Origin of the sequence: Streptomyces phaeochromogenes (genome assembly GCF_001418655.1) — a bacterium.
Taxonomy (GTDB): domain Bacteria; phylum Actinomycetota; class Actinomycetes; order Streptomycetales; family Streptomycetaceae; genus Streptomyces; species Streptomyces phaeochromogenes.
On record NZ_LIQZ01000318.1, the window covers coordinates 1 to 20,224 of the forward strand.

The window sequence follows — 20,224 nt, forward strand, 5'->3', positions numbered from 1 at the left end:
AGGACGCCCTGTCGGGGGCGTCCTCGGCAGGAGGCGTGAGATGGAGACGCTCGACTCGCAGGATCCGCTCGCCGTCGCGGTGACCGAGGCCATCCGCGGCGGTGACCTGGCCACACTCCGGCAGTGCCTCACCGAACACCCCGGCCTCGCCGACACCCGGATCGTGCGGCACGGCGCCGGAGCGGGGACGCTCAGCCTGCTGCACATCGCCGCGGACTGGCCCGGCCACTACCCGAACGGTCCCGCCGTCGTCGCCGCCCTCGTCGCGGCGGGCGCCGACCCGGCCGCCCGTTTCGAGGGCGCCCATTCGGAGACCCCGCTGCACTGGGCGGCCAGCAGCAACGACGTGCCCGTACTGGACGCCCTCGTCGAGGCCGGCGCCGACATCGAGGCCACCGGTGCCGTGATCGGCGGCGGCACTCCGCTCGCCGACGCCCGCGGCTTCGGCCAGTGGCGGGCCGCGCACCGGCTGGTCGAACTGGGCGCGTGCACGACGCTCATGGACTCGGCGACGCTCGGTCTGCTCGACCGGGTGAAGGAGGTCGTCGAGAGCCCCGAACCACCGGGCCGGGTCGCCGTCACCCGTGCTTTCTGGGGTGCCTGTCACGGCGGCCAACTGGCCGCCGCCGAATACCTGTTGGAGCGGGGAGCCGATCTCGACTGGGTCGGCTACGACAACAAGACGCCCCTCGACATCGCGCGGACCACCGACGCCGACGGGGTCGTCCAGTGGCTGCGGGAGCACGGCGCGAAGGGGCGCGCCGAGCTGACCTGACCACACCCGCGGGATCCGGGCCTGACACCTATGCCTGTTTCGGCCGGGCGGGCGGGTGCACCCGGGCCGCCGCGTCACCCGCCTCCCCGGCCCCAGCCGTGGCCCTGACCCTGGCCCTGGCCCGCCATCTGCGCGCGCCCGCGCCCTCGTCCGCGGCGCCCGGGGACAGCAGCCGGGTCAGTACGAGCATGGTCTCCAGGTGGCGTTCGGGGTCCGGGCAGTTGCCGTCGGTGAGCTGGGTGATCTGGCGGAGGCGGTAGCGGACCGTCTGTTCGTGCACGTGCAGGCATTCCGCCGTGAGGACGGCGTTGTCGCCGCAGCGCAGGTACACCAGCAGGGTTTCGAGGAGCGGTTCGCGGCGCCTGGGCGGGAGTTCCAGGAGCGGCCCGAGGAGCTCGGCCGCAGCCGCTTCGAGGAGGTCGCCCGACCGGAAGGCGGTGAGGACGGCCACGTGGTCGACGCAGCGTAGCGGCGTGTCGGCTGGCAGGGTCCCGCGTTCGACGAGGTCCAGGCCGCGCCGCGCCCATCGCAGGGACACCGCCCCCCGGTCGGCGGGCACCACGGGTCCGAGGGCCGCCCCTTTCGTCTTCGGCAGCCAACGCGGGCCCGGTGTACGGGGGTTGGGCAGGATGAGATAGGGCGCGGCGGGGCTGCGGTCGGCGAGCACCTCGGGCGGCAGGACGTGTGTCTGCGGATGGTCGCCCGGTGGCAGGGCGAGGACTGCGAGTGTGCCGGGCAGCCGCCAGTCGGCCGCCGCCGCCAGCTCGGCGAGCGGCCGGTCCCGGTCGTCGGGTTCGGCGACCAGGGCGTCCCGCAGCCGGTCCCGCTGTACGTCGAGCGGGGCACGGTGGCTCTCCTCGGCGTAGCCGCGTGTCGCCGCCGCGATGGCCGTCCCGATCAGGGTGAACGTGTCCTCGGTGAGCGTCGCGAGCAGGGGCGCGGGCCAGTGGAGGCGGTACGCGTCCTTGATGAGCCGTCGGCACGCCACCCGTCCCGCCAAATCGAGGGCGTCCCGCAGTGCGTCGAGCGGGCAGCCCAGGCGGCCGTGCCGCGCGCCGATCCGCTCGTACAGGGCGATGATCTCGGCGGTGGCGGCCGGGCCGTGCCGACCGGTGTCGTGGACCGAGATGAAGCAGTTGACCGTGCGGTCGATGATCTGGCGCACCGAGTAGCCGTAGGTACCGTCGACGATGTGCGTGTAGTGCGGCAGGCCGGTACGGACGGCCTCCTCCATCTCGTCGACGGCGTCCGGCATGTGCCGCAGCAGCATCCGCCGCATCTCGCCCGGGAGCGGCGCGGCGTACTGAGGGTGCGGGTCCTTCGTGCGCGCGGCTCGTTCGTGCGTGTTGGTGCGCGCGGCCCGTTCGTGCGTGGGGGTCAAGGGGCCTCCCGTGGATTCCCGTGGGGCTGGGCAGCCTGCGGGACCGGTGTGACGTACGCCAGATTCCGCGCGCGGACCGGCGGCGAAAGTGTCACCCGGCTTACACTCCGGACCACGACGACTCACTGTCCCGTGCTAGGCCCTGTCGCCAACTCCCGTCGTCCGCCCGGAGGGCGGGCCCTTCGGCGGTATGGGGGTCCCCCTGGTCGAGCGAAGTCGAGAGCCGGTACAGACGTGCTCTCGGCGTGCCAGGCGCGAAGCGCGCGTGGCGTCGCACGGTTGGGGCACCTCCCCGCCGCAGGCCTGGGGAGGGAGTTCGACTACAGGGCCAAGCAAGGGAGTTGGACGTGCCAGCTGTCGATCCGCTCTTATCCAGGCGCCCGTGGCACGACCTGCCTCCGGCGCTCGCCCCACTGCTCCGGGCCAGACTTCCCGAGCTCACCACGGAGATGGTGCAGGCCATCCGCAGAGAGGTGCGCGGCTACCGGCAGCCGATCGGCTCCGCCGTCGCCCATGACCTCGCCGAGGCGGTCCGGCTGGCCGCTACGCAGTTCACGGAGCTGGTGGAGGAACCGGACGCGCCGCAGCAGCACTATGTGCCGCGTTTCAAGCGGCTGGGCAGACTGGAGTACCTGAGCGGACGCGGCATGGACGGGCTGCAGGCCGCGTACCGGATCGGTGCCCGGGTGGCGTGCCGCCGCTACATGGACGTGGCCCGGGAGGCCGCGTTCTCCGGCGAGATCGCCGTCCCGCTGAGCGAGGCCGTGCTCACGCACATCCATGCGATGGCCGAGGGCTCGGTGGCGGGCTTCGAGGAGGCGCGGGCCGGGGCGGCCGACGAGATGCTGCGCACCCGGCGGCTGCTCGCCGCACGCCTGCTGGAACGCAATCGGGATCCGCTCGCGGAACCGCTGCCCGATCTCGCCCGCAGGGCCGCCTGGCCGCTGCCGGAACGGGTGCGGTGCGCGGTGCTTCCCGCCTCCGCCGATCTGACCGCGGTCCACGAGGACGTACTGCGGGTGAGCCGGGGCGGCGAGCTGCATCTGGTGGCGCCGGACGACAGCCTGCTGACCGTTCTGGAGGGGACGGAGGTGGCGGTGGGCCCGAGCGTGCTGCTCAACGAGGCCTGGGTCTCGCTGCACTGCGCCCGGCTGGGGCGGCGCCTGGGACGGCTCAGGGCCGAGGACCATCTCGCGGAGCTGCACCTCCTGCACGGCTCGCCGATCGGAACTCTCCTGACGGACCAGGTACTTGAGCCGTTGCGCACCCTGCCGCCGGGCAAGGCGGAGCGGCTCACGGACACGCTCGACGCGCTGCTCACGTCCGGCGGGCGGACGGCCCCTGAGGTCGCCGCCGCGTTGGGCATCCATCCGCAGACCGCCCGCAACCGGCTGCGCCAACTCGCCGCGCTGTACGGCGACAGGCTCGACGACCCGGCGTTCCGGTTCGATGTGCAGCTCGCGCTGCGCAGCAGGTCAGTGCGCCGCTCCTTGCTGCCCTGACAAACTTCCGTACGGAATTCAGCAGTTGAGCCAGAAGCGGTACTGACTTTCGGTCAGCATGCTCTGGCCGCATGAGACATGCCAGCACCCGCGCAGCGAAACGCCTAGGCCTTCTCTCCGGCGCCGCCGCACTGGCGGTGAGCCTGAGCCTCCTTCCCCAGGAGGCTCAGGCCGGGCCCGGAGACTTCCAGCGGGGCCCCGCCCCCACCGAACAGTCCATCACCGCCGAACGCGGTCCCTTCGCCACGGCCCAGACCACCGTCGACGGTCCGACCTTCAAGTCGGGCACCGCCTACTACCCCACCGACACCAGCCAGGGCACATTCGGAGCCGTCGTCGTCAGCCCCGGCTTCGTGACACCTGAGGCGCTGATCAGCTGGTACGGCCCCCGCCTCGCGTCGCAGGGCTTCGTCGTCCTGACGCTGGAGACCAACTCGGGATTCGACCAGCCCGACGACCGCGCCACCCAGATGCTCAACGCGCTCGACTACCTCGTCCAGTCCAGCTCCGTACGCACCCGCATCGACCCCAACCGCCTTGCGGTGATGGGTCATTCGATGGGCGGGGGCGGCTCGCTCAAGGCGTCCGAGTCGCGCCCCTCGCTCAAGGCGGCCGTACCACTCATGCCGTGGAGCAACGACAAGACCTGGCAGACCGACCGGGTACCCACAATGATCATCAGCGCCGAGAACGACGCCATCGCCTCGCCCGCCTCGCACGCGGAGGTGTTCTACAACAGCCTCACCGCCGCACCGGAGAAGGCGTACGTGGAACTCCGGGGCGCCGACCACAACGTGGCGCTCGGCTCCAACGTGACGATCGCGAAGTACAGCATCGCCTGGCTGAAGCGGTTCGTCGACGAGGACGTGCGGTACGAGCAGTTCCTCTGCCCGGCACCCGTACCCAACACGCAGATCAGCGAATACCGGAACACCTGCCCCACGGGATAGCCCCCGCCCGAGGGGGGGACAGCCGCGCGGTCCGTACGCGGGCCGCGCGGCCCACATGCGCTCGCCGAGGTCCCGGCGGACCTCGGCGAGTCCACGTGTGCACGCAGGCGGGCACGACGGTTCGCGCACATCACCGCGAATTCATGTTGCGCAGATTCTTGACCACCGCCGAAATCATGCCTAGCTTCACTGTGCCCACCCCGTCACAGGAAGCCCGCTGTGCACATGGCGCGCCAACGGCCGTAAGAACAGGCCCAGTTGTGCCGTCATGCCCCCCACCGCCGAAGGGATCCCCTCGTGAAACGCCGACTCCTCCTCTCGGTCGCCGTCCTGTTGATGGTGACCGCGGCCCCAGCTCATCCAGCCACCGCGGAGGACGTCCACGTCGAGGGCACGCTCGCCTCCGGCGCGACGTACGTCATGGACGTCCCCGCCGACTGGAACGGCACCGTCCTCCTGTTCAGCCACGGCTTCCGCCCGCCCGGCGCGCCCAACCCGGCCCAGAACGTCACCGATCCCGCCACCCGCGCGCTCCTCTTCAAGGACGGCTACGCGCTGGCCGGTTCCTCGTACGCCACCACGGGCTGGGCGGTGGAACACGCGGTGCCGGACCAGCTGGCGACGCTCGACGCGTTCACCGAGCGGTTCGGGGCGGCCCGACGGACCCTCGCCTGGGGCCAGTCGTACGGCGGGTTGGTCACCACGAGGATCGCCGAGCGCCACGGCGACCGGATCGACGGATCGCTGTCCGTCTGCGGGCTGGTCCACGGCGGCGTCGCCAACTGGAACAACACGCTCGATCCGGTCTTCGCCCTGAAGACCCTCCTGGCGCCCGACGCCTCGATACCGCTGGCCGGCTTCCAGGACCAGGCCGCCGCCACGACCGCCGCCGCCACGCTGTCCGGCGTCGTCACGCAGGCCCAGACCTCCGCGGACGGCCGCGCGCGCATCGCCCTCGCGGCGGCCCTGCACAACATCCCCGGCTGGAACGACCCCTCCCAGCCCCGCCCCGCTCCCGACGACTGGAACGCCCAGCAGGCCAACCAGTACACGGCCGTCCGGGGCCTCCTCGCGACCGCGGCGTTCAGCTGGCGGCAGGACACGGAGGTGCTGGCAGGCGGCAACTCGTCCTGGAACACGGGCGTCGACTACGCGAAACTGCTGCACAAGTCCTCGGCGTACAAGGAGGTCAAGGGCCTCTACAAGGCGGCCGGGCGCTCCCTGAAGGCCGACCTCAGGGCCCTCAACACCGCCCCGCGCGTCAAGGCCGACAAGAACGCGGTCGACTGGATGAGCCGGACCAGCACCTTCACCGGCCGGCTGACGAAACCTCAGCTCACCGTCCACACCACCGGCGACGCCCTCGTCCCCGTACAGACCGAGAGCGCCTACCTGCGCGCCGCCACGGCCGGCGGTTCGCGCCCGCTGCTGCGCCAGGCGTACGTCGACAACGCCGGCCACTGCACGTTCAGCCCCGCCGAACAGGTCGCCGCCCTGGACACACTGGAGCACCGGGTCGACACGGGCCGATGGGGCGACACGGGCGCCGACACCCTCAACTCACGGGCGGCGCAGGCCGATCCGACGACTCCGGCCCGCTACACCGCGTACCGCCCCACCCCCTACCTGCGGCCCTACGACCTGGCCCATCCGGGCGACGCGTACCGGCCCTGACCCGTACCGCCCGGCGTGGGAACGGCCCGGCCGTCGGCGCCTCCCGCATCCTCTCCTCGACGCGTGCGACCACATTCGACCGCATGCGACCACATCTGGGCGCACACGACCGATGTACGTCCGGCCGTTGGCGCCCCGGAGCCGGAGGAGGAGTCGATGCCGTCCCACCCCACGCCTCGCAGGACGCCCCTGGTGGTGACCGCGGCGGCGGTACTGGCCGCAGCGGCCTTGACCGCTGCAGGCCGGCCGGCGGGAGCCGCACACCGGACCCTGGCGCCCGAGCCGCCCCCGCCGGCCATGCTCTGCGCCCCCGCGGGCACCCTGAAGGGCGAGGGCGGGCAGCGGGCCTCCGTCAGCCTGTGCGCGAGCGGCGGGGGCGCCGGTACGTCCCTGTCGGCTCCGGCCACCTGCGGGCGGGCCGGATCCTCCGCCTCGTACAGCTGCCGGACGTCCGGCAGCTGGACCCTGCGGCGCGACGGCAGGACGGTCGCCACCGGCCCGCTTCCGGGCGGCAGGGAGAACCCCGGCCCGGGCACGTACGAGGTCAGCGGCACCGTCCACGTCCGCTCGTCGCCCGCCGGCGTCGATCTGCGGGGCACGGTCCGCGCCACCCTGACGCTCACCGACCCGAAGCCCGCCGTCACCCATCGCATCGAGGCCGACCGGCTCGCACTGCGGCCGAACACGACCACCACGGTGGCGTACACCGTCTCCCGCGACAGCGACGAGGGGGACGGAAGCGCCCGTTTCGGGCTCATCGGCGAGGAGACCTCGGGCGTGGAGCTGACGACGGCCGACCCGCGCTGCGTCAATCCGCTCATCGGCCGCTATCCGTCGAGCGCCCGCAGCATGTACGCCCTCGACTGCGCCCTCACCGACCTCCAGCCGGGCAGGCCCTCCACGGTCGTCGTCCGGGCCCGGCTCGCGGACGCCTGCACGACGGTCGTGTCCAAGCTGGGCTACTGGATGCCCCGGGGCCAGAGCCTCTACACCGGAGGCATGCTGGCCGGACCGACCGTCGCCTGTTCGCCGTCAAGTCCCCGTGGGAACTGACCACTTGGCCCGACGAACACCAATGGGCCGGCCCCCAGAAGGGGACCGGCCCATGGCGGCGGCGAGGCAGGCCCTCGCCGCCGGTGCGCGATCGCGGTGTGACGGAGTCAGGACTGCGGCGGCCGGTCCTGGTCCGGGTTCGAACCGAACTGGTCCTTGAGCCTGTCCTGGCCGCTGTCGACCTGACCGCTGTACTTGTTCTGGGTCTTGTCGTCGACGAAGTCTCCGGCCTTGTCGACACCCTTGTTGGCCTGGTCCGGGTGGCCCTTCAGCATGCCCTTGATCTTGTCCATTACGGACATGACTCATCCTCCTGATCAGTTCACCCCCACGCATCCAGGGTCACCGCAGGTCGCGCATTCCGCATCCGGACGGGAAAACAGCAGGTCAGAGGGCAGTTCCTAGGCCTCGGTACGGCACTCCGGGTGGCCCCAGCCGTCGGCGTTCTTCGCGATGGTCTCGCCCGCGGCGTACGAGCGACCGCAGCGGCAGCGGCCGGGGAACTTGGCCTTGAGCGTGCGCGAGGACGACGACGAGGAAGACGAGGCGGAGGAGGACGCGGCACGCTTGCGCGGCGGCCCCGCGCTCTTGGCCGTCTTCTTGGCCGCGGCCGACTTGGGCGGCTCCGGAGAGCCGTGCTCGCTGCCCGCCGCTTCCTGGACGACGGCCGCCTGGCTCGCGGCCCGGTCCGCGAAGTCGTTGAGCGGGTCGCCGTCGACCTGGTGCGCGGGCACGTACCGGAACTCGACCGAGCGGCCGTCGAGCAGTTCGTCGATCCGTACGACGAGTTCCTGGTTGGCCACCGGCTTGCCCGCCGCCGTCTTCCAGCCCTTGCGCTTCCAGCCCGGGAGCCAGGTGGTGACGGCCTTCATGGCGTACTGGGAGTCCATCCGGATCTCCAGCGGCACATCCGGGGCCACGAACGTCAACAGCCGCTCCAGCGCGGTCAGTTCGGCGACGTTGTTGGTCGCCGTGCCGAGCGGTCCTGCCTCCCACTCGGTGGGAGTCGTGCCCGTCCCGTCGCCGATGACCCAGGCCCAGCCTGCGGGGCCCGGGTTGCCCTTCGATGCACCGTCACATGCGGCGATTACGCGTTCACCCATGGGCTCGATCATGCCAGGGCTCGGGGTGCCTCCGGGACGGTGGGTGGTCGGGTGCGGTTCCGCACCCCTGGAAGTCGGGGTCGGCCCTGCGAAACAGTGGACCGGGGCGAGTACGGCGCAGCACACCCCGGAAATCCGTCCCGACGGTGGCCCTCTGACCACGCGCAACTGTCCGCCGGACCCTCCTTCCTGTGAGCTATGTTGAACCTGAGTGGGACACGAAGGAGGCGCATCGGTGCCATCGCCGCAGCAGGCCCGCGCGCAGGCGTCCGCGATCAGCTCGGGGAAACCGGTCCCGGAGGCGGAGGCCGCTCCCACCACACGGCTGCGGGCACTTTTCGACGGCCCCCGGCTCTCTCCCGGGCAGCGCCGCATCGCCCAGTACCTGATCGAGCACATCACCGAGGCCGCGTTCCTGTCGATCACGGACCTCGCCGAGCGGGTGGGCGTCAGCCAGCCCTCGGTGACCCGCTTCGCGACGGCGGTGGGCTTCAGCGGCTATCCCGCGCTGCGCGAGCGCCTCCAGTCGATCGCGCTCAGCAAGCTGGCCAGCACGCCCGAGGCGGCCGAGGAGGCGGAGGCGGCCCGGCCGAACGAACTGCAGGCGGCCGTCGACGCCGAGATCGACAACCTGGAGAACCTGCGCCGCGACTTCGCGGACCCCGAGCAGGTCATCGAGACCGGCCGAGCGCTGTCGCAGTCGACCCCGCTCACGATCCTCGGGCTGCGGATCTCCGGTTCACTGGCCGAATACTTCGCGTACGCCGCCCGCCGTATCCACCCGGACGTCCGGCTGGTGACCCGGGGCGGCAGTGTCGCGTACGACGCCCTGCTCCAGTCGCGCGAGGCGGGCGGCACCTGGGTGCTGGCCTTCACCATGCCCCGGCACGCGCACGAGACGCTGATGGCCATGCGGGTCGCCCGGCGGGCCGGGTTGAACGTCGCACTTGTCACCGACCTGGGGCTGGGGCCGCTGGCCGACGAGGCCGACGTCGTCTTCGCCACCGGCACCGGATCACGCCTCGTCTTCGACTCGTACGCGGCGCCCGTCGTACTGTCCGCGGCCCTGCTCCAGGCCATGACCGACGCCGATCCCGAGCGCACGCAGGCCCGCCTTGAGGACTACGAACAGGTCGCGGACGAGCACACCTTCTTCGTCAAGGACTGACCTCTCCGACATGTGGTGACCGGTGTCCGCAAGGTGCGATTCAGCCGTACCTCCACATGAATTTTTTCATACCCTTGCGTACCGGACGGTATATATGAATACTTCTCGCTGATCGGGATCCGGTGGGGTCCTGGTCGGCCCGGGAACGACGCTCCCTTCTCGTATCGGCCCCGGGTGCATTGAACGGGCACCGCTCGCGCACGCCCGTGGCGGCCCCGGTCCATCCCCTAGGCCGGGGCCGCCAAGAACCACCCTCACCACCCGCCGGCCACCTCGGAAGCGATGTCCATGTCCCTGACGTACTCCCCCATCAGCACGGATTGGCCGTGTCAGGTCAAGACGCCCGGCAACCGGGACTGGGAACGATCGGCCGCCAAATGGCTGCGCGACCTGGTGCCCTCCCGCTACTCCAGCTATCCGCTGCTGATCCGCCAGCCCGTGCTGCTCGCCCGTCACGCGCAGATCCAGCTCCAGCAGGAGATCCGGGTCGTGCGCACCGCGCTGCACAGCGCCCGGGCCGAGCTGCCCGCCCTGGGGATGCCGGAGTCCGTCATCGAGAACACGATCAAGCTGTACGCGGCCGAACTCACGCAGCTGAACCACATCGCCCGGGGTGTACGCGTCGTCTCCCAGGCCTTGGTGGAGAGCCACAGCACGCGCCAGGGCCACTGAGCCGCTCACCCACGGACCCGGCGCGTTCGCGACTGCGGACGCTCGCTAGTCTGCCGGGATGCGTGATGGGGGAAGCGGGAGTGACGGTGGCGTCGACGATCCCGACGAGGAGACATCCGTCAAAGGTCTCGCCGAGGAGCCGCCCGTCGAACCTCGGGGCCGATTCGGATCGTTGACGAGGCGCCTCTCGTTGCGGGGGCAACCGCGGAAGCGTCGCTGGGCCGTCGTGGGCGGAGCCGTGGTCGTTCTCGCGGCCGGCGTCTCCCTTCCGCTCGCGCTCGCCGACTCCGGAGACGAAAAGCCCTGTTGGCGGCTGCCGGCCTCGAAGCGGGCGCTCGCCGACGACGCGACGGCCGCCACGAGGGCACTGGATCCCGGCGAGGACCTCGAACGGCTCGGCTCGGTCAGGAAGCTGCTGGCACACGAGAAGGTGTGCGACGACGGCGCCCGCGTACTCGGCGAGATCGTGAACACGGGCACCCGCGCGAAGAGTTCAGGTACACCGCACACCCTGGCGCAGGCACGCGGCGCGTACGCGGTGGCCGCGGTCCTCCACGACACGGAGATCCCCGACGGGCTCGCCCCCGGCGTGGCGCGGATGCTGGCCGAGTACGTGGTGGACTCGGGGCGCGACGACTCGATCAGCGACGACGACGCGAACCGCCCGGCAGTACCCGCCGAGGAGGCGCAGCTCGACGCGGACGGCTACTCCCGGTACGGGCGCTTCCTGGCGGCGGGTGAGGCGCATGTGGTCTTCGAGCACAGCGACAGCTACGCGGACGCCGACGCGAACATCGAGTACCTCGTCGCCGAACTCGCCAAGGATCCTGAGGCGTTCGCGATCCTCTACGACGCCGAGCGCGCCCACTTCGCGTACTACCTGGAGCGGCTGACCGACTCGGGGGGCGACCCCGACTTCCGCCCCTCGACCGACACGCGCTTCGAGTCGACCCCGCAGGACTGGCCCGACAACGACATCCAGGACATGTCCGGCCACATCGGCAGCCTCATGAAGTACCGCGCCGCGTACACCAGGAACGGGACGATCCCCGACCTCGCCGCCTTCGACAAGGCGGTGCGCGAGCACACGCGCGGCACGTTCCGCCCCGCGTCCCGGCAGCTCGACGACCGCCCGCCGATGGGCGACATCGCGGACCGCAAGGCCGCCGGTCCGGTGCGCGGCGACCTCATGGACGGCCGCCACCAGCTGTTCACGGTCCTCGAAGGATGGGCCGAGGAACGGAACGTGTCCGCCGAACGCACCGCCGAGATACGGCAGTTGGTGGACGACTGGTACGTACGGGCGCTGTGGATGACGATCTACTAGCGGACCACTGGCGGGTCGAGCCACGAGCTGGACAAGCTACGGGCGGCACGAGCGACGAGCGGGACGAGCGACGAGCGGGACGAGCGACGAGCGGGACGAGTTACAAGCGGTCAGAAGCGGAACCGGAGCCCGGAGCAGCCGCGGCGGTCCACCTGGTCCTGCGCGAACTGCTTGAACATGCGCTGCTTGGCCACCTTGCCGACGCCGGGGATGTCGTCGGAGGCGCTGAGGGCGAAGTTGGCGGCCTCGCCGTCGCAGCGGGCGGTGGCCGTCGTCGACAGGAACTCGCCGTTGCTGTCCTCGAAGACGAGGCGGTTGCTCCAGTCGCCGTACCAGGCGACGAAGTACATCCCCTTGTCATTCCCGTTGTCGGCCGACTCGCTGCTCAGGTCGCACTGTCCCGTGGGCGCGGAGTCGTTCATGCCCGCCTCGACGCGCCAGTCGCCGCTCTCCGGCAGGCCCGCCCTGGTCACCCACTCGCAGCCGGTGCCCTTGGCCCGGGTCAGCGGCACGCCCTCGGGCTCGTCCCCGAGTGCGGGCGGCACCGCGTTGCCCTTCGGTGCCTTGAGCGGCTCGGCACCGCAACCCAGCCGGTCCGAGGCCGAGTTGGCGAGCGCGACGACCGCCTGGTACGCGGCTCCCGGCACCCCGTACAGCGTGTCGCGGCCCATCCAGGTGCGTACCAGGAGCTTGCTCTGCCGCCCGGCGGCGTCCTTCGGGAGGTCCGGGCAGGGCATCAGGAGCTGGATCACGCCGAGACGGTCGATGAAGCCGGGCAGCCCCTCGGGCACCGCGGACTGCGCGGAGAACCCCTCCTCGGGAAAGGCCCGGAAGAACTCCCGGTCCTGGTCGTCGCGCCGGGTGTACGCCTCCATGCTGATGAGGCGTGAGTCGTTGACCTCATCGCCCTTCATGGTGAGGTCGCAGCCGTACGAGCCCAAGGCGCCGGTGTGCCCGGAATCCTCGCTCTCCAGGTGAGCGTCGTCCGGGGTGAGCCGGTCCACGACGTCCCGGGGCAGTGCCCCGCCGCACGCGCTGCCGGCCAGCATCCAGTCCTGTGCGTACGGCTCGGCCACGTAGCCGCCGATACCCAGCACCACCGCAGCCGCCACCGACACCTTGATCCAGCGCCGCACCGTTTCCGACCCCCGTCACACCCGCACCAGCGTTCACTCCGGCCTCGCGGCCGGGCACAGGCCCGGACCCTACTCGGCGCCTCGGGCCGACCCGCACCCGGCCCCGGCCGGGCATGGCACTCAGTTCCCTGATCGGAGCACACTGAGTGCCATACGTGGCTCGTCCGGTGCTAGGTTCCCCACCATGAGCGAGGCACCCCGCCCTGACCAGGCGGCCGACGCGACATCTCCGAAGCCGCCGATGCGGGACTCCCTCGTCGCGGCGGCGTTCCAGCTGTTCCTGGAGCGGGGGTACGAGCAGACCACCGTCGACGAGATCGTGGCTCTCGCGGGGGTCGGACGCCGGTCCTTCTTCCGGTACTTCCCGTCCAAGGAGGACGTGGTCTTCCCGGACCACGAGCGCTGCCTGGCCGAGATGAACGACTTTCTCGGTGACGACAGTGGTCAAGGCGGGGACGGGGGCGCGGACGACCCGGTGGCCCGGGTCTGCGACGCCGCTCGCGTCGTACTGCGCATGTACGCCGAGAACCCGACGTTCTCCGTCCAGCGCTACCGCCTGACCAAGAAGGTCCCGGGACTGCGGACGTACGAACTGTCGGTGGTCTGGCGGTACGAGCGCGCGCTCGCCGAGTATCTGCGCGGGCGCTTCGCCGGTCGACGCGACGGGACACTGCGGGCCGACGTGATCGCCGCGGCCGTGGTCGCCGCGCACAACAACGGGCTGCGGTCCTGGCTCCGTTCGGACGGCCAGAGCGACGCGTCCGCCGAGGTGGACCACGCGCTCGCCCATGTCCAGCAGGTCTTCGGTTCGGACCCCGACCTCGTCGGACCGGCACAGCGGCCGACCGGCAAGTCGGCGAAGAAAACTGCGGACGACGACGTGGTCGTCGTCATCTCCAGGCGCGGTGCGCCGATGTGGCGGGTCGTCCAGGAGGTCGAGACGGCTCTTGGTCGAGATCCCGAATGATTGAGGGAACTGAGTGCCTTTACGCGTGACACTGCGTGCCATATTCTGACGTCGTGCACGGTGCTCCGCGCACTTTCTCAGATTCCGGCCCGGCGCAGGGAGATGACATCGTGTTCCACCGAGGAAGCGGGACCACGACGGGCGTACTCGACCCGGAGACGACGACCAGCGGCCCGGCCGCCGAGGAAGGGCTCCTCTATCAGCGCTGCCGCTGGTGCGGGACCGCCATGTTCCACCGGCTGCTCTGCCCGGTCTGTCAGGGCAGCGACCTGCGCACGCAGCGCAGTGCGGGCCTGGGCGTCATCCGCCACGCAACCGTCGTCCAGCGCAACACTCCGGGCGCGCGCAATGTGTCGCTCGTCGAGATGGCCGAGGGTTTCACCGTCCGGGGCCGGGTCTCGGGACCGCTCATAGCGATCCGTACCGGCGACCGTGTCCAGCTCACCACGGCGTTGGACCCGGTCCGCCGCGAACCGGTGTTCAAGCTCGTCGAGGAGCCGTACACCGGCTGGCACTGACCGGCTCTCCCACCGGCGCGACGCGCGCGGCGGGTCCGCGGGGGACACTGGGCAGGGACAGGAACCCGCGGAGAGCGTGGAGGAGCCCATGCACGCCAAGGACATTCTCGTCGACGCGTACGGCCGCATCCGGGAAGAAGTCCATGCCGCAGTCGACGGCCTCTCCCCAGGCGACCTCAACACACGCATCGACGACCGGACCAACTCGATCAGCTGGCTGGTCTGGCATCTCACCCGCGTCCAGGACGACCACGTCGCCGACGCCTTCGGCCTGAAACAGGTCTGGCTGTCGCAGGACTGGCCGGACCGCTTCGCCCTGGGCCTGCCAGGCCGGGACACGGGCTACGGCCACACCCCGCGGCAGGTCGCCAAGGTCCAGGTCGACTCGGGCGATCTCCTGCTCGGCTACTACGACGCCGTCCACGAGCAGACGCTGGGCGCCCTGCGCGACCTGCGCGCCGACGACCTGGACCGGATCGTCGACGAGAACTGGTCCCCGCCCGTCACGCTGGGCGCCCGCCTCGTCAGCGTCCTCTCCGACGACCTGCAGCACGTGGGCCAGGCGGCGTTCGCACGGGGGATCCTGGAGGGCCGTTGAGGACGGCTGGGCCTTGAGCACGTTGGCACCGCCCTTCAGCCACTTCAAGATCACTTCAGTCACTTCAGTCGCGGCGCGCCAGGAGCCGATAGGCGTTGGACAGACCCAGCCGGTGCGACAGGCGTTTGACCACGAACCGGTCCAGCAGGGTGCCCAGGATCAGGAAGGGCACACCGGCGATCGCCATCGTGGTGCGCAGCGTCCGCTGCCCGAGGTTCGGCGGCTTCGGCAGCCACGGCAGGTCCTCGCGTGGCGCGGCCGAGTCGATGGCCAGCCACGTACCGGCCAGGAGGTCGACCGGATCGTGCGGTTCTGCGTGCTGTTCCGCCACCACCGTGAAGCCGAGGTCGGTCAGTCTGCGCCGCAGGTTCTCGACCGGGACGAGGTGCAGATGCTGCGGCTGGAGCCAGGGCAGCCACCAGCGGCCCAGGAGACGGGCGAAGCGGCTGTCGGGGTCGGGGACCTCGATGAGCAGATGGCCGCCGGGGCGTATCGCCCGGTGCGCGGCCTCCAGTTCGCGGCCGGGCTCCGTGCTGTGCTCCAGGTAGTGGAACATGCTCACCACGTCGTAGTGGCCGACGAGTTCCGGTGCCAGGTCGGGAAAGCTGCCGCGGTAGCCCCGCTCCACCCGTCCGGCGCGCTCGGCGAGTTCGGCGCCGTCGGTGAAGTCGAGCCCGTCGAAGGTCGTGCCGGGGTACACGGTCCGCGCCGACTCGCAGAAGTGACCGTGGCCGGTGCCGACGTCCAGCCAGTTCTTGGGAGTCGCGGCGAACGGCAGCAGGGACTCCGCGCGCTGCCGGTACATCGCGGTGCGGCCCCCGAAGGTGTTGCCGAGCTGCTTCTCCCCCAGCCCGTCGTAGAAGTCGCGGTAGTAGAACTCCAGCCCCTCGGCGCTCAGTCGGGGGTTCTGGAAGGTGTGCCGGCAGTCCTGGCAGCGGTCGAGGACGAAGTGGCCCGGCTTGTGCTGGAGCAGGTCGGTGGTGCGCAGCCGCGTGTTCAGCCGCGCCGAGCCGCACCAGGGGCAGTCGGCGCGCCTGGGCTCGAAGAAGCGGTCCAGGCCGCGCGCCAGGTCGGCCTGGTAGCGGGGGCGCAGCGCGGCGACCTGTTCGCCACGACTCGGCGTCGGCTCGCTGTCCGTGACCTGATCGGTGCGACTCGGCGTCGGCTCGCCGTCCGTCCCTTGTGGTTCGTGCTCTGCGTCGCTCATGGGGCCTCCTTGGAGGGCGTGGCGCCGGCCAGTTCTTCGAGGTGAGTTGCTGCCGTGCGGGCACCACCCGCGGCACGGAACGCGGTACGGATCCACTCGGCGGCGGCGCGGTAGCCGGGTTCGTGGAGTACGGCGTCGATCGCCGCACCCAGCTTGGGCGCGGTGACCCGGCCGAACCGGACCCGGATGCCCGCTCCCGCGTCGACGACCTGCCCGGCCACGACGGGCTGGTCGTCGCGGATGGGGGCCACCACGAGAGGGACGCCGTGCCACAGCGCCTCGCACACGGTGTTGTGCCCCGCGTGGCAGACGACCGCGTCGACCCGTTCGAGGAGCGGGAGTTGAGGTACCGAGGACCGGATCAGTACGTCCTTGTCGTCCTTGTCGTCCTTGTCGTCCTTCTCGCCCATGTCATTCAGGTCGTCCAGGTCCCCGTTCGCGCCGAGCACGTTCGCGGGATCGACGATCACCGCCTGCACCCGGTCCGCACGGCGGCGCAGGGCGTCGCGGCACTCGGCGAGGAAGCGTGCCCCGACATCGGTGTTGGCGGTGCCGAGGGTCACGAGCACCGTGGCGCGGGCGGGGTCGAGCCAGGTCCAGGGGAAACCGGCCGAGGTCGGCCGGGTCGCCATCGAGGGACCGACCCAGCGAATCCGGTCGCCCGCCCCAGCCCCAGCACCGGGTCCGACCAGCTCCGGCGTGCTGAACGCGAGCACCAGGTGCGGGGAGAACCGTGGATCGGCCGTGCCCGACGGATCACCGATACGGCCGCGCAGATCGTGGAGCAGCGTGTCGAGCCAGTCCGCGACCTTGGGCATGCCCGCCAGCGCGTCGGCGAAGGTGAACTCGGCGGAGGTCGTGGACGAGGTGGCCCACGGCACGCGCAGCCGCTCGGCGACCAGCCCTCCGGCGAAGGCCTGTTGATCGGCGACGACGACATCCGGGCCGAACTCCCCGATGGCCGCCCGCACTCCGGGGGCCATCGCCTCGGCCAGCGGCACCAGGAACCTCTCCCACAGGAACTTCAGCGCTTCCGGGCCCCGGAGCTCCGCCGGCCGCACTCCGTCTTCCCCTGTCAGGACCGGTCCAGCGCACGGGAACACCACTGCCTCCTCCCCCGCGAGCCGCCGGACGAGTCCCGGGTCGGCGGACGCCCAGGCCACCCGGTGTCCCCGCGCGGTCAGTTCCGCCGCGACGCCGACCGTCGGGTTGATGTGGCCGACCAGCGGCGGCACGACGAACAGGAAACCGCTCACCGGCCCTCGACCCTCGCGAACTCGGCCACGCCCCGCCCGGCCACACCTCGCTCGGCAGAGCCCCGCTCCGCCACGCCCTGCTTGCCCGTCCCCTCGCCGATCATGGAGAGGATGTGGTCGCCGACCGTCCCCGGCGCCTCGACGAGCACGGAGTGCTCGTGCCCCGGCACCACGACGGTCCGGCAGTCGGGCAACAGCGACTCCAGCCACGGTGCCCGCTCGACGAGGGCGGACTCGCCACCGTAGAGGGCGAGTACCGGGCAGCGTACGGACCGGATCTGGTCCTCGGTCAGCACCTGACTGACCGGGATGTCCCGGGCGAGGGTGGTCTCGCGGGCCAGGCGGGCCGCGCCCTTCGCCAGGCGGGCGGTGTTCTGGCTGCGGTTGGCGGTGATCCAGGCCAGCGCGGCGGCCTCGTTGTGCGCCAGCTCGGTCAGCACCTGCCGCAGCACCCCGTCCATGGTCGCCGCCCAACCCGCGGTCGCCGGTTCCGATTCGATCAGGGAGACGCCGGCCGCCCGCTCCGGGTGACGGGCCGCGTAGCCGAAGGCGACCGACCCGCCGAAGGAATTGCCGACCAGTTGGACCGGTCCCGTCACCTCCAACCGGTCGAGCAGCGCCTCCAGGTCGTCGAGGTGGTCGTCGAGGCGATAGCCGCTCTCCGGGCGCTCGCTGCGGCCGTGGCCGCGCAGGTCGTACATGATCACGTCGATGCCGGACACCGCGAACACCGGCGCCAGAGTGAAGTAGTAGCTGGCCAGGCTGTCGGTGAGCAGACCGTGGACGAGTACCGCGGTCGCGGTGACGGGACGCCCTCCCTTGGGCGTCATCCGCTGGACGTGCAGCCGGACGTCGCCGGTGTCGACCATCGCCATGGCTCAGCCCGCCTCCGCGACTTTGAGGCTCTGTACGACATGCTCGACGAGCCTGCCCACGGTGAGTTCGATGATCTCGTCGAACTCCATACCGGCCAGGAACTCGGCGAAGTTGACCCGATCCCCGTACCGCTCCTCCAGAAGGCCCGCCAGGGTCACGAGGTCGATGCTCTCCAGTTCCAGATCGCGGTTGAACGTGGTCTCCATGCGGACCTCGACGTCGTCGAGGCCGTACTCGTCGAGGAGGGTCGCGAGCATGCCGGTGAGATCGGCGAGGACCGACTCCTCGTCCGCGCGCGCGAGTTCTTCGCCGATCGGTACGAGTACGTCGCCGGTCGGTGCGAGTTCGTTGTCGATCGGTACGAGTTCGTCGTCGGTCGCGCCGGTCGGCTGACTCGGGTTCATCGCTCGCTCTCCTCTTGGTACGTCGGTTCTTCGTCCGTCGGTTCCTGCTCCGTCGGTCCGGTCGTCCAGGCCACGACGTAGTCCCTGTCCGGCAGTCCAGGCGGGTTGCCGGTCCGCTCGCAGTGCACGGTGTACGCGCGTTCGAGGCGCCCCGAGACCAACAGCCGTTCTACGGGGGCGTCTTCGGCGGCGTCTCCTGCCGTCGCCGCGAGCACGGTGAAGTCCCGGGGGCGTCCGCGGAAGCCGGTTCCCTCCGCCTTGGCGACCGCTTCCTTGGCCGCCCAGAACCGGGTGAACCACAGCGCCTCCGATTCACCGGTGGCGGCACATCGGGCGCGCAGCAGCCTCAACTCGTCCTCGCCGAGGGCGACGGCGAGGGTCTGCGCGTCCCGCTCGACGACCTCTTCGATGTCGATGCCCGGGCCCGGCTCGGGCCTGTGCGGCCGTACGATCGCGACCCCGGCCTCCGCGCGGTGGGCCAGCGAGATGTCCAGCGGGGGCAGAGTCCGGCCGTGCTGCCCGGTGACGTACGGCCGCCCCGACTCGTCGTTGCGCACCCGGATCTCGGCCGGGAAGACCGGTCCTTCACCGTGGTCCCACAGCCACTGTCGTACGGCGTCCTTGGCGGCGATCCGCCCGAGCAGCCACTGTCTGCGCCCCCGGGGAGCGTGCCGCTCGTACTCCGAACGCTCAGCTCCACCGAGGGAGTTGCGCATGATCAGGTCACGCGAGGCGAGGTCGGGCCAGCGCTCGTGGAGCAGCGACCAGCCGCCGGGCCGCGCCTGGGAGAGGGTGTTGCGCTCGGGGAACCGCTCTACGGGCCTCGTCTGCGGGTCGTTGTCGAAACGGCGGTCCTGCCAGCCGCTGAGCTCCGCCCACACCTCGCCCGCGACGACGAGTTGGACGTCGGCTTCGAGCACGGTGTCGGTGAGGGAGGTGATCCTCACCAGGCAGTCCACGACCGTCCCGGGGCGCGGGTGCGGCCCGTAGAACCGCATGTGCCGCATCTGGACGGGGAACACGACGGTCCGTTCCGTGCGCGTCGCCATGATCCAGTAGCCGAGGAGCTGGCCCACGTTGTCGAGCAGGGCGCCCGGGGCCGGCGGGGTGGTAATCACTCCTCGTACGTGGCTGTCGCCGATCGCGGTGAGTTCGGTGACCCCTTGGAAGGCTGGTCCGTGGAACATCCAGCGCTCGTCGTAGAGCTGGGCCGCGGTGTGGTCGGGGGTTCGCTCGGCGTCGGGGTCCGTACGCCACCGGGTCGGGGGTGTCACCGGATGGCGGGGCGCGAGTTCGACCACCGCACGGGCCCGGGGGCCGAAGGCGACCGCGAGGCGGCCGGGGCCGTCGGGGACGGCGGTGACCGGTACCTCGACGGCCGGGGTGGCGGTGAGCCACTGATCGAACCGGGCCCCGCGCACGGCGACCGCCCGCATGCCGGGGGCGGCTTGCTCGGCCGCCTCCATGATGTGGTGAACGATCGTGGTGGCGGGGACGACCGGCCAGCGGTCGGCCACATCGGGCCAACCGGGCCGCTGCGGGAAGAAGCAGTGGTCCAGGAGGTACGGCATCGCTTCCGGGGATACGGAGACGGCGGTGCGCCATTCCTGTCCGGGTTGCCCGGCAGCGGGTGGTCCGGCGGTGAGGGGTGTGGGCG

The 20,224-nt window shown here is 71.3% G+C and carries 20 protein-coding genes; 11 read left to right on the forward strand and 9 right to left on the reverse strand.

The genetic code is table 11. The annotated features are described in order from the left end of the window. Nucleotides 1–40 precede the first annotated feature (40 nt). Complete coding sequence (locus AOK17_RS35175) at nt 41–775, forward strand: ankyrin repeat domain-containing protein (RefSeq protein ID WP_055616653.1); 735 nt, start codon at nt 41–43, stop codon at nt 773–775. Between the two features lie 28 nt (nt 776–803). Here AOK17_RS35175 and AOK17_RS35180 read toward each other — a convergent pair whose 3' ends face one another. Then, entirely contained in the window at nt 804–2,156 is a 1,353-nt protein-coding gene (locus tag AOK17_RS35180) for a PucR-like N-terminal domain-containing protein (protein ID WP_055616654.1), read from the reverse strand. Nucleotides 2,157–2,503: 347 nt separating this feature from the next. Between AOK17_RS35180 and AOK17_RS35185 the strand changes: the two genes are divergently transcribed. From AOK17_RS35185 to AOK17_RS35200, 4 genes are all read left to right on the forward strand, one after another. Beyond that, complete coding sequence (locus AOK17_RS35185; protein ID WP_483855187.1) at nt 2,504–3,658, forward strand: PucR-like N-terminal domain-containing protein; 1,155 nt, start codon at nt 2,504–2,506, stop codon at nt 3,656–3,658. A gap of 71 nt (nt 3,659–3,729) precedes the next feature. Further along, nucleotides 3,730–4,608 (forward strand): poly(ethylene terephthalate) hydrolase family protein, encoded by an 879-nt coding sequence (locus AOK17_RS35190; protein WP_055616656.1) that lies wholly within the window; start codon nt 3,730–3,732, stop codon nt 4,606–4,608. Between the two features lie 336 nt (nt 4,609–4,944). Then, entirely contained in the window at nt 4,945–6,282 is a 1,338-nt protein-coding gene (locus AOK17_RS35195) for an alpha/beta hydrolase family protein (RefSeq protein ID WP_055616665.1), read from the forward strand. A gap of 156 nt (nt 6,283–6,438) precedes the next feature. Beyond that, entirely contained in the window at nt 6,439–7,335 is an 897-nt protein-coding gene (locus AOK17_RS35200) for a hypothetical protein (protein WP_245697566.1), read from the forward strand. 107 nt (nt 7,336–7,442) lie between these two features. Here AOK17_RS35200 and AOK17_RS35205 read toward each other — a convergent pair whose 3' ends face one another. Continuing rightward, nucleotides 7,443–7,637: an antitoxin gene (locus AOK17_RS35205; RefSeq protein WP_055616657.1), complete on the reverse strand. Its 195-nt coding sequence runs from the start codon at nt 7,635–7,637 to the stop codon at nt 7,443–7,445. Nucleotides 7,638–7,736: 99 nt separating this feature from the next. Continuing rightward, nucleotides 7,737–8,450 carry a ribonuclease H family protein gene (locus AOK17_RS35210; RefSeq protein ID WP_055616658.1) on the reverse strand — a complete coding sequence of 238 codons (714 nt, stop codon included), beginning with the start codon at nt 8,448–8,450 and terminating at the stop codon, nt 7,737–7,739. A 223-nt stretch (nt 8,451–8,673) separates the two neighbouring features. Between AOK17_RS35210 and AOK17_RS35215 the strand changes: the two genes are divergently transcribed. The 3 genes from AOK17_RS35215 to AOK17_RS35225 all read left to right on the forward strand — a co-directional run bounded on the left by AOK17_RS35215 (nt 8,674) and on the right by AOK17_RS35225 (nt 11,605). Further along, on the forward strand, nt 8,674–9,606 hold the full coding sequence (locus tag AOK17_RS35215) for a MurR/RpiR family transcriptional regulator (RefSeq protein ID WP_055616659.1): 933 nt from the start codon (nt 8,674–8,676) through the stop codon (nt 9,604–9,606). Nucleotides 9,607–9,888: 282 nt separating this feature from the next. After that, a complete protein-coding gene (locus tag AOK17_RS35220) occupies nt 9,889–10,278 on the forward strand; it encodes a hypothetical protein (protein ID WP_055616660.1) in 390 nt (129 codons plus the stop codon). Between the two features lie 58 nt (nt 10,279–10,336). Further along, complete coding sequence (locus AOK17_RS35225; protein WP_157881460.1) at nt 10,337–11,605, forward strand: hypothetical protein; 1,269 nt, start codon at nt 10,337–10,339, stop codon at nt 11,603–11,605. A 110-nt stretch (nt 11,606–11,715) separates the two neighbouring features. On the opposite strand, the gene AOK17_RS35230 is transcribed toward AOK17_RS35225, so the two are convergent. Beyond that, nucleotides 11,716–12,741: a hypothetical protein gene (locus tag AOK17_RS35230; protein ID WP_055616662.1), complete on the reverse strand. Its 1,026-nt coding sequence runs from the start codon at nt 12,739–12,741 to the stop codon at nt 11,716–11,718. 241 nt (nt 12,742–12,982) lie between these two features. Between AOK17_RS35230 and AOK17_RS35235 the strand changes: the two genes are divergently transcribed. The 3 genes from AOK17_RS35235 (at nt 12,983) to AOK17_RS35245 (ending at nt 14,824) form a co-directional block, all read left to right on the forward strand. Then, nucleotides 12,983–13,708: a TetR family transcriptional regulator gene (locus AOK17_RS35235; protein ID WP_079053452.1), complete on the forward strand. Its 726-nt coding sequence runs from the start codon at nt 12,983–12,985 to the stop codon at nt 13,706–13,708. A 107-nt stretch (nt 13,709–13,815) separates the two neighbouring features. Further along, the gene (locus AOK17_RS35240) at nt 13,816–14,226 is read left to right on the forward strand and encodes a Zn-ribbon domain-containing OB-fold protein (RefSeq protein ID WP_055616667.1); all 411 of its coding nucleotides are present in this window, start codon (nt 13,816–13,818) and stop codon (nt 14,224–14,226) included. 88 nt (nt 14,227–14,314) lie between these two features. Further along, complete coding sequence (locus AOK17_RS35245; protein ID WP_055616668.1) at nt 14,315–14,824, forward strand: mycothiol transferase; 510 nt, start codon at nt 14,315–14,317, stop codon at nt 14,822–14,824. A gap of 64 nt (nt 14,825–14,888) precedes the next feature. Here AOK17_RS35245 and AOK17_RS35250 read toward each other — a convergent pair whose 3' ends face one another. The 5 genes from AOK17_RS35250 to AOK17_RS35270 form a co-directional block, all read right to left on the reverse strand. Further along, complete coding sequence (locus tag AOK17_RS35250; protein ID WP_079053453.1) at nt 14,889–16,031, reverse strand: class I SAM-dependent methyltransferase; 1,143 nt, start codon at nt 16,029–16,031, stop codon at nt 14,889–14,891. Next, nucleotides 16,028–17,287 carry a glycosyltransferase gene (locus tag AOK17_RS35255; protein WP_055616664.1) on the reverse strand — a complete coding sequence of 420 codons (1,260 nt, stop codon included), beginning with the start codon at nt 17,285–17,287 and terminating at the stop codon, nt 16,028–16,030. Before AOK17_RS35255 ends, AOK17_RS35250 begins: the two co-directional genes overlap by 4 nt. Next, nucleotides 17,284–18,162: an alpha/beta fold hydrolase gene (locus AOK17_RS35260; protein ID WP_079053454.1), complete on the reverse strand. Its 879-nt coding sequence runs from the start codon at nt 18,160–18,162 to the stop codon at nt 17,284–17,286. Before AOK17_RS35260 ends, AOK17_RS35255 begins: the two co-directional genes overlap by 4 nt. Before the next feature lie 3 nt (nt 18,163–18,165). Beyond that, nucleotides 18,166–18,420, reverse strand: coding sequence for an acyl carrier protein (locus tag AOK17_RS35265; protein WP_055616670.1), 255 nt, complete (start codon nt 18,418–18,420; stop codon nt 18,166–18,168). 143 nt (nt 18,421–18,563) lie between these two features. Next, the coding region (locus tag AOK17_RS35270) for a 4'-phosphopantetheinyl transferase superfamily protein (protein WP_157881461.1) at nt 18,564–20,224 on the reverse strand (1,661 nt) is incomplete at its 5' end.